Here is a 9,958-nt window from a genome sequence, read left to right on the forward strand (position 1 = left end):
GGTCCGTCGTTTATATTTTCAAGGCACCCTGCGTAACCCCTTGAATGTAGTACTTCATCCCGAAGCTGAACAGCAGCACGAGCGGAATCGCCGAAATGATATAAGCTGCGAATTCCACGCCCATGTTGGATATGCCGAACTGGTTCGTAAACTGCGTAAGACCGACGCCAATCATCTGAATGCTGTTCGATTTGATCGTGAGCAGCGGCCAAATATAGTCGTTGTAAATACCGACCGATTGCATGATCATCAGGGTCATGAGAACCGGAACCGACAACGGCAGCACCATTCTCGTAAAAACGACGAATTCGCCTGCGCCGTCGATTTTGGCCGCATCAAACAGCTCATTGGAAATCCCCGCCATGAAGCTTCTGCACAGAAACGTGCCGAAGATTTGTCCTCCAGCCGCGGCGCTGATAATAATAACCCAGGGCGTATTGACCAGGCCCAGGTTCGCATACAGCACGTACGACGGGATAAGGGTCATCACGCCCGGGATCATCATGATCGCGAGCATCATCATGAAGAGCAACTCCTTGCCGAGGAATTCCTTCTTGGCAAAGGTGTAGCCCGCCACAGCGGACAAGGCCACCACGAGCGTGCCTCCCACCGCCGCATACAGCACGGTGTTCAAGGTGTAGCGCCAAATGGCCGCGAACGCTTCCGCATAATTGCCGATTTGCGCCGGGACGGGCAGCGTCCAGATGCCTCCTAGAATCTGGGCGTTATTTTTGAAGGATGAGATCAGCGTAAAGACGATCGGGGCGAGGGTTAATCCTACAAAAACCGTAATCAGCACATAAAGCGCCGACTGCTGAACAAGCCTTGCCTTGGTATTCATGCCGCTCCCCTCCTAGTCCGTATTCGTTTTGATAAATTTCATATTGATGACCGTAATGATCATTATGATGGCAAACATGCTGACGCCGAGCGCCGAGGCATACCCCAGATCATTGAATTTCGTAGCGGCAAAATACATCTGCAGCGCCGGTACGTAGGTTGAATCCGCCGGCCCGCCCCCCGTTACGATCAGAATCGAGCCGAAGTCCTGGATGATGCCGATCAGCCCGAGCACGATCAGCAGCTTGAATTGCCCGGCCAGCAGCGGCAGATGGATGGTGCGGATAATCCGGAAGGATTTGGCCCCGTCGATCCTGGCCGCTTCAATGACCTCGTCCGGAATGGCGATCAGCCCCGAGTAGAGCACCAGCAGCTGAAGAATGCCGACGAACGGGAAGCCCATCATGATGATAGCCCACAGCGCGGTATTCGGGTCTCCCAGCCATGCATGGCTAAGCGATCCGAGCCCGATCATCCGCAGAACCTGATTCACGAGACCGATGTTCGGATCATACATATCCTGCCAGACCAGCAGCATGCCGACGGATGGAATGACCATGGAAATAACAAAGAACGTACGGAATACGTATTGTGATCTCTTGCTTCTCAGATGGTAGATCAGCTCCGCTACAATCAGCGGAGGGATGAGAGCCTTAATCAGCCCGGTCACGATCAGGATCAGAAGATTGCCCACGCCTTTAGTGACGTACGGATCATTCAGCATGCGCCTGAAATTGTCCAGGCCGATGAATTCGCTCCTGGCCCCCGGATTCCAGTCATATAAGGAATGAATCAAGCCGGAGAAAGCCGGGATATACAGGAATATGATCAGAAGCGTGAAGCTCGGCAGAAGCATGGCATAGGCCAGCTTGCTCCTCCACAATCGCTGAAGGATGTGGGGCTTCTTGCGCCAAAGCCACAGGAACAACAGTGCGATCAGCACGATGGAGACCACGACCGCCCCGATTTGAAGCATCTTCTGAGTCATCGCCGCTTGTTTGCCTTGCGCAAGCACGGCTCCGACTTCATATTGGAAAACGGCTCCTTGATCCGATCCTGCAAAGAGCCTCGTGCCGTCAGCGCTGAATCGGATTTGCTGGCCGGCACCAACCTCCTTCGTGCTCCACAGCAGAGAGCCGCCCTCGTCCGCCACGTAATAATTGCCGGAATAATCAGCGACCGCAACAAATGCTCCGTCATTGGTGATATGGACAGATGTGACCTTGTCCTTGGTCACCAGTTCGCCAAGGCTGTCGCCTTCGGACGAGTAGATGACCGCTTTATTGTTGGACGATCCTACGACCAGCGTGCCATTGTCGCCGACGGCCACATGCTGGATATCACCGTCTAGGGGGATCTGAAATAGCTGCTCTCCGGAAGGGCCGAACATATAAGCATACTGATTGGCCGCACCCGCTGCCAGCCATTGCCCATTCGGCGATAAGGCTGCTGTCTTCACGGCGATGCCCACAGGGATCTCTTGCAGCACCTCTCCCTGTTCGTCCAGCAAACGAATCACGCTTTCGTTGTGGAGCGTTATGATCACTCGTTTGCCGTCCGGTGTTGCCGATAAATTCTTGATCATTTTTCGGAAATCCCTGCTCCAGATCTCCTCGCCCTTCGCATCAAGCTTATACAGATGCCGGTCGTCGGAGGAGACCAGCATCTGTCCGTCATTCAGAAGCGCGACACCGGTAACGACGTTTTTTGCCGCAAATTCGAACTGCTGCGTGCCATCTTGCTGAAGCAATATTGCGGTTGCATTCTGCGTGCCGACCGCCACCTGCTCGCCGTCTTCGGAGATGGACATCGCTTTGATCGTCAGCCCCTGCTCCATGGTCCAGATCGGCACGGAGGCATAAATCGGCGGGATCCACAGACATAGCAGCAGCAGTACTAATAGGATGGATTTGATTGCCCGCATAACCTTATGTTCACACTCCCTTCCATGCCAAGTGGAAACGCAGGACCGTTCGATACGAGTACCCCTTTTTGTTTAAAACGGTACCCTGCGCTTCACGATTTCGCATGCTACTGCCTAACCGGCGGCTGCCGCTCCGGATGCTCAAGGTCGGAGAGCTCCTTCTTGCGTTCCTTCAGCATAGCCTCAAACTTGGCATCAATGTCGGCCTGGTACTGCTTCAGCAATTGGTCCACATCGATTTCATCGTTGAAATATTTGGAGATGAGGCCGATGTAGCTCTGCACGGACGGCTGATAGTCGTGGAGACCGCGCGCCAGCACATTGCCCGGGCTGTTCAGTCCTTCCGTGTTTCCGATCGCGTCGAACGACTCGAATGTCTTCTTCATTTCCTCCGGCAGCTCGATATCGTTTAACAGCGGAGCGCCGCTTAAGGAAGCATCCTTGGAGTTTTGAACAGCCTCAAGGTATACCTTGTATCCTTCCGGACTGGTCAGATACATCATGAAATCAATGTTCAGTGCGGTCTGCTCCGCATTCTTTTTGACAAAGCCGTAAAAACCGGTATAGATATGGATCGTTCTAGCAGGCGCCTGCACCAGCTCCCCTTCCATGGAAGGCATGTTGAAGAATCCGAAATCGAATGATTTTACGCCTCCGCTCTCGCCCGTCTTCTCCGCATCGGCAAAATCCTTCGGAAGCTGCCAATAAGAGGACGGCAGCGCAACCATGGTTGCGGCCTTGCCGGTTAGGAACAGCTTGTAGGCCTGCTCCTCCGACATGCCCATGAATCCCTCGGGTGCGTAGCTGAACAAGGTCTTCAGATTGGTCAACACCTCGCGCCAAGCAGGATTGCCCTCGACTTTGTATGGACCGACCTTGTCTTTGATTGCCTTATACATCCGCAGCTCATTCGTCGACACATTGGAACGGGAATCGTTGTACGGATCGTTTAGATCGAACTTCCAGTTATCGTCGATGCTCGGCATATAGGTATAATCTTCCGGCTTGGACCGGATCAGCTCCACATAGTCGCGGAAATACTGGTCCGGATAAATGCGCATCAGCCAACCTGCCTGACCGCTCCATAAGGAGAGCGCATTGCCGCCGATCGTAAACGGGATGTACCCTGCTGCCTTCAGCTTGTCAAAAGCCGCGGTCAGCTCGTTAAAGGTTTTCGGGGTGTCTGTGATGCCGGCCTTCTCAAACATCTCTTTGTTGTACATCCACAAAATTTGCACCGATTCGAAGTTCAGCGCTTGCAGCGTTTGCAGGTTAGGATCATCCAAATTGACGCCCATGCCGTCAAGATTGAAGCTTTCCTTCCAGAGCTTCCCCGTATAGGGGTTCTCCGTCTCCAGCCAAGGCTTGAAATCGACGAATTTCTGGTCTTCATTCAGATCGCTGTTCTCATTCGTGTTCACAAAATCGGCCTCCGGTTCCCCGGCGGCAAACTGGGCCTGCAACCAATCCCGGTACCCCTCGGCCGGCTTGATATCCACGACGACTTTAACGTCAGGATGCTTCGCCATATAGGCTTCGGCTACCTTGCCCCATACTTCAGCGGAGGCTCCGCGCAAGGAGATCTGGATGGTGCCGCTTTTTGATGGTGCTGCCGGCTGGCCGGTAGCAGGTTCTGCGGGTGTCGTATTGTCGTTATTGTCGTTACTAACGGGAGTCGGTGCCGGTTCGGCACGGTTGGCGCTGCCGCCGGAACAAGCGGCGAGCAGCGTAATGAGCGAGGTGATCAGGATGAGGCTAACGAATCTTCGAAATGGAAACATGACTTTCACTCCCCCTAAGCGTTCAATGTATTCGCTTACATTTATGTGAAGTCTAAGCTGATCAAGTTGACCTGCATCACTCCCTTCAATGACGATGGGGTACAAAAACGTTTTTGTATGGCTTAAAAAAAGAACCGTCCAACGAAATCTATTCGTTATCAGGTCGATTCTCTTTCGCACACGGTGCAAGGCAGTACAATGGTCTGGATATCATCAAAGCCGATCTCGCCGTCGATCAGCTTCATCAGCAGCTTCGCCGCTTCGAGTCCCATCTGTCGCATCGGCAGCTCGATCGAGGTGATGGACGGACGGGCCAGCTGGGATACGACGGTATTGTCGAAGCCGATGACCGCTACGTCGTCCGGCACTGCATAGCCGAGCTCCTGCGCCCGCTCCACAACGCGGGAGGCAATGACGTCCCGGCCTGCGATAATAGCGGTTGGGCGGTCCTTCAGGCTCAGCAGCTTCTCGGTTTCCGCATATCCGCTGTCCTGCTCGAACGAACCGATGGCAACCAGCTGCTCGTCGAACCGGCCCACGAATTCCTCCATCGCCAGACGATACCCGTTATACCGGTCAAGCGAGGCATCCACCTCCAGCGTGCATGGCGTAATAAGCGCAATGCGGCGGTGGCCCTTGCCGACTAAATACTTCACCGCTTCGTATGCCCCTTGTTCGTTATCCGCGTTAACGCTGTGGCATAGACCCGGGATGGCGGGCCTTCCAAGCAGCACGAACGGGAAGCGGTTCTTGATCAATTCATCGAATGGCTGATTGATGGCTGCCCCCATCAAAATCAGGCCGTCGGCCGACTGCTTCCGGTACACGTCGAGCAGATGATCCGCAAGCTTGCTTGTGCTGGGCTTCTGGAAGGAGAGCAGCAGATCGTAATTATTATCTCCCGTCGCCTGCCCGAGACCCTTGATCACGTCAAGAAGAATGCTGTTCTCCAGCCCGTCTACGGTGTCCTCGACGACCAAGCCGATGTTGTTCGTCTTCTTGGTCACTAATCCGCGCGCCGATTGATTCGGCCGGTAATTCAGCTTCTCGATTGCTTCAAAAATGCGTTTCTTCGTCGCTTCGGCCACATGGGCCGATCCATTCATCGCGAAGGATACGGTACATACTGCCACTCCCGCTTCGCGGGCGACGTCTCTAATGGTTGCTGCCATGGTTATCTCCTTATCTCGAATGAAATCATATGTAATCCGTGTAAGCGATATCATAATAACATAAACGATCGATTGGGGTAGTAGCTTGGTATGCAAAACGTTTTTGCAAAAACGATTTGTATCTAAAATACACCCGTAATTTACCAGTGTCAACAGAATTTTTTCCTCGATTCGATACCGCGGATTTGGAATGAGTTACAGATTGCTGTTAAGAAACCGGTTCAGCCCGGCTTGATAAAATCCTTATTGCTTTCCGCCCACGATTGCAATACCATTAAACATTATAATGATATAATGTTGTGACGTAAAAATCGTGAAACAGGGGGATTATCTCGATGAAATTACGTTTCGAGGGCCTAACCGCGGATATTGAATCCGGTGCCCGGATATTGTTGCATGAGCTTGGCGTGGAGATGAGTGAGGACGGATTTCCTGTCCGCATCGGACAGTCGGAGGGCGAACTCGTGGTCGGCCGCGAAGCGGACCATGCCTACATCCGCTATGGGGCGAAGCATCAATTCTTCCGTGGATTGGGCCTGCTCGTTCAGCACAGCCGCCAGCGCGAAGCCTTCCATATTCGGGAACAACAACAATTCGACCAGATCGGGCCTATGCTCGACCTGTCCCGCAATGCAGTGCTCACGGTAGAGAGCTTCAAGCTGATGCTGAATAAACTCGCCTTAATGGGCATGAATACCGTCATGCTGTATATGGAGGATACGTACGAGATCGATGATGAGCCCTATTTTGGATATATGCGGGGCCGCTATACGCAGGAGGAGCTGCGGGAAATCGACGACTATGCCGATCAATTCGGCATTGAGGCGTTCCCGAGCATCCAGACCTTGGCACATCTGGAGGAATTCCTGAAGTGGGAGCCGATCAAGCATTACCGCGATACGAAGGGAGCGCTGCTCGTTGGCAGCGAGCGAACCGATTCCCTTATTGAACGGATGATCGAAGCAGCCACCGCCCCGTTCCGCAGCAAGAAAATCCACATCGGCATGGACGAGGCGGAGGAGCTCGGCCGCGGCAAATATTTGGACCTGAACGGATATGAGAGCCGCTTCGACATCATGCTCGCGCACCTGGACAAAGTGCTGGCTGCCGTCCGCAAGCGCGGACTCAAGCCGATGATGTGGAGCGACATGTTCCTCAAGCTCGCTTCAGGCGGAGGCGGCGATGCGGCATATTACGCTAAGGACACCTCGATCCCGGAAGAGATGGCCCGCCGCATCCCGAAGGACGTGGACATGGTGTACTGGGACTATACCCACATGGAGCCGGGGGACTATGAGAAGTTGATCGCAAATCACCGTCCTCTCGGCTGCAACCTCGTCTTTGCCGGCGCGGTTTGGATTTTCAATACGTTCGGCGTCAATTACGGGCTCTCCCTTAACGCATCCGATGTCGCATTGCAGATGTGTAAGCAGGAGGGCATCCGCGAGGTATACGCAACCATGTGGGGAGACGACGGAAATGAGGGCAATCCGTTCGCGGCCCTGCTGGGCCTTCAGTTATACGCAGAGCATGCCTACTCGGAGCAAAAACCCTCCTGGGCCCACTTGGCCGAACGGGTAAAATTCTGCACGGGCATCGAGATGGACACCTTTCTGCTGCTCAAAGATCTGGACGAAATTCCGGGCCAGGAGCCGAACAATGCGAAGCAAAGTAATCCATCTAAATTTCTGCTGTACCAGGATGTGCTTCTCGGTTTATTCGACAAGCAGATTGAGGGCTTGGACCTCGCGAACCATTACGCGGAGCTGGAGCAGCGCATTCGCGACAAGCGCTGCCCGGATGCCGGGCTGGATTATCTGTTCGACATGCCGGAAAAGCTGAGCGCCGTATTGAAGCGCAAAAGCGAAATCGGCATTACGTTGAAGCATGCCTATGATGCCAAGGATCACGAGTCGCTGCGGCAAATCGCCAAAAGCGTGCTTCCTGCCATCGCGGATGCCGTCCGTGACCTGCGCGCCTCGCACCGCATCCAGTGGCACCGGATGTTCAAGCCTTTCGGCTGGGAGGTCATCGATATCCGCTACGGCGGCGTCCTCACCCGCCTGGACACCGCATCGCTCCGCATTCTTGATTATGTGGACGGACGAATCCCGCGGCTCGAGGAGCTGGAGCAGGAGCGGCTCGTGTTCAGCACCACCAACCGCTTCAACCACAAAGGCGTCGGCTGGTGCAGCCACTATTACCGGATGGCGTCGCCAAACGTATTCTATCATGTGCTGAATCCGTTCTGATCCGGCAAACTCCGAATGGACCCGAAGGCCGAAGGCCCTCGGGTTACCAGGTCGTACCTCTCGTCCATGTCGCAGCAATGAGCCAACATCATCGAACAAACAATGGGCCAACCACCAAGCCAACATGGAATCGACATTGGATCAACATTGAACCAACATTGGACCAACATTGGACCAACATGGAATCACCTCGAATCAAAGTTAAACCGGCTTCATCCGTTGAACCCAGCGTCTCATCCGCGGTAACTCAACCCATTTGCATCAGCTCGGCTGGCTCATCCAACGAGTGACCCAAAAAAAGAGCGGCCCCAAGGGTCGCTCTTTTTTCATAAAGTCAACGTTTCCTATAATCAAAGGCACTCCATTTATGCTACTCCATGCGATCCCATAGCGCGCCGAAGGCCTCGGCATCCATTTCGAAAAACACCTGCGCATGGCTGTATTTTGCATAAGGCCCGCTTTTGAACAGCCGCAGCTCTACCTTGGTTCCATCCTCCAGATTCAGATATAAGAATTTCTGTTCACCCGAACCGGCATCGTATATTCCGGCTTCCATCAGCTGGTTCTCCGCAACCGGCTTTGCCTCATATAACGCCTTGATGAAAGCGTCCAGTGAAGCATCCGCGGGCAGCTCCTCGAGACGGGTCTCCCCCATATTCCAGCTGTCAAAGTCCTGCCACTGCGCTGAGGCGATCCGGCCGTCAAGCTTAAGCTTGCCCGCGATATCCTCACCCCGCATAACGGTAATGCCATTCAAATGCTCATATAACTCGGCAAAGACCTGACCGTCGTGCTCTTCATAGGACATGATCCGAAACGTCTCATCGTACCCCTGTACCGCGTAAATATCCGCCTCGCCGATGGTGGAGGCAAGCTCCGTATAATCCGCCTGCGTGCTCCATTCCGTAATGCCCGCCGTCGTCCTGCCGAGCTTCTCTCCGCGCAGCTCCTTGGCCGTCTCGGCCGTGATCTGCGTCCCTGTCTGGGTGTAAATGTTGCCTTTATAGACGACCAGGCCGATCATATCCATCATGACGCCGTCGTCTTTCGGAAGCTCGATCGCAGGAAGCTCCACCTTCTCGTGCCCGGCTTCGGCCGGATCCCGAGGACCCTCCATCCCGGGCAGTGCGTCCTGGCCATCGCTCACGGTCGGCGTCACAGCAGGCGCTTCCGCTATAGGCGTATTCTCTGTCTGCCAGATGATCGATATCACCAGCACCACGCCTAGCATAACGGCAGCGCCAACGCCAGCCATGCCGATCCGGCTTCTCCTTATCGGCGGATGTTTCTCTTGCTCTTTTTCTCGGATTCCATTCATGAGACGTTCCTCCAATCCTTGATCAGGTTCTATACGATTTATCAATTTCTTGTAATCATTCCGGTTCATGGGCGCTCCTCCCCTTCCAGGTCCATTCGCAGCAGCTTTCTGCCGCGCTGAAGACGCATCTTGACGGCAGATTCGCTGATCTGGAGAATGCCGGCGATTTGCCGCACCGAATAATCCTCGTAATAAAACAGATGAATAACCGACTTGTATTTAAAAGGCAGGCCCATCACATGATCCATAAGCAGACGTTCCGACGGCTCCTCGAAGTAATCGTCCATATGCTCCATTCGGGTCACCCGTTTGCGCCACAAACTGGACAGCATGTTTTTGCACTGGTTTGTAATCACCCGGATCAGCCAGGCTTTCTCGTGCTCCCTGTCTGTGAACACAGGTGCTTTGTTCATCAGCTTGATGAACGTTTCCTGCATGGCTTCCTCGGCATCCTGCTTGTTTCCAAGGTATACCATCGCAATTTTGAACAGCATGCCGCCGTAAAGTTCATAGGCTTCCGCAATATCCCCGCCCGGCCGGAGCGAATATGTCTGCATGGTGTTTCAGACCTCCTTTTACCCTTAACACAGTTATGGACGCAGATGGGTCACATTTGGGTACAAAAAAAAAAGAGCCGTTCCCACAGGGAACAGCTCTTTTGCGGTCAATCC

The 9,958-nt window shown here is 53.8% G+C and carries 7 protein-coding genes; 1 reads left to right on the forward strand and 6 read right to left on the reverse strand.

Annotated elements, in window-relative coordinates; translation table 11 throughout:
• Positions 1-10: 10 nt before the first annotated feature.
• From J2Z18_RS04970 to J2Z18_RS04985, 4 genes are all read right to left on the reverse strand, one after another.
• Positions 11-841, reverse strand: a complete 831-nt coding sequence (locus tag J2Z18_RS04970) for a carbohydrate ABC transporter permease (RefSeq protein ID WP_210094268.1) — start codon at positions 839-841, stop codon at positions 11-13.
• Between the two features lie 12 nt (positions 842-853).
• The gene (locus J2Z18_RS04975) at positions 854-2,764 is read right to left on the reverse strand and encodes an ABC transporter permease subunit (RefSeq protein WP_028404136.1); all 1,911 of its coding nucleotides are present in this window, start codon (positions 2,762-2,764) and stop codon (positions 854-856) included.
• A gap of 107 nt (positions 2,765-2,871) precedes the next feature.
• Positions 2,872-4,545: an ABC transporter substrate-binding protein gene (locus J2Z18_RS04980; RefSeq protein ID WP_028404137.1), complete on the reverse strand. Its 1,674-nt coding sequence runs from the start codon at positions 4,543-4,545 to the stop codon at positions 2,872-2,874.
• 158 nt (positions 4,546-4,703) lie between these two features.
• Entirely contained in the window at positions 4,704-5,717 is a 1,014-nt protein-coding gene (locus J2Z18_RS04985) for a LacI family DNA-binding transcriptional regulator (RefSeq protein ID WP_007132633.1), read from the reverse strand.
• Positions 5,718-6,052: 335 nt separating this feature from the next.
• On the opposite strand from J2Z18_RS04985, the gene J2Z18_RS04990 reads away from it, so the two are divergent.
• Positions 6,053-7,969, forward strand: a complete 1,917-nt coding sequence (locus J2Z18_RS04990; RefSeq protein ID WP_210094269.1) for a beta-N-acetylhexosaminidase — start codon at positions 6,053-6,055, stop codon at positions 7,967-7,969.
• A 370-nt stretch (positions 7,970-8,339) separates the two neighbouring features.
• Here J2Z18_RS04990 and J2Z18_RS04995 read toward each other — a convergent pair whose 3' ends face one another.
• Entirely contained in the window at positions 8,340-9,287 is a 948-nt protein-coding gene (locus J2Z18_RS04995) for a hypothetical protein (protein WP_244869055.1), read from the reverse strand.
• Between the two features lie 65 nt (positions 9,288-9,352).
• Positions 9,353-9,844, reverse strand: a complete 492-nt coding sequence (locus J2Z18_RS05000) for an RNA polymerase sigma factor (RefSeq protein ID WP_210094271.1) — start codon at positions 9,842-9,844, stop codon at positions 9,353-9,355.
• Positions 9,845-9,958: the final 114 nt, after the last annotated feature.

Origin of the sequence: Paenibacillus lactis (assembly GCF_017873605.1) — a bacterium.
GTDB classification, from domain to species: Bacteria; Bacillota; Bacilli; order Paenibacillales; family Paenibacillaceae; genus Paenibacillus_AQ; species Paenibacillus_AQ lactis.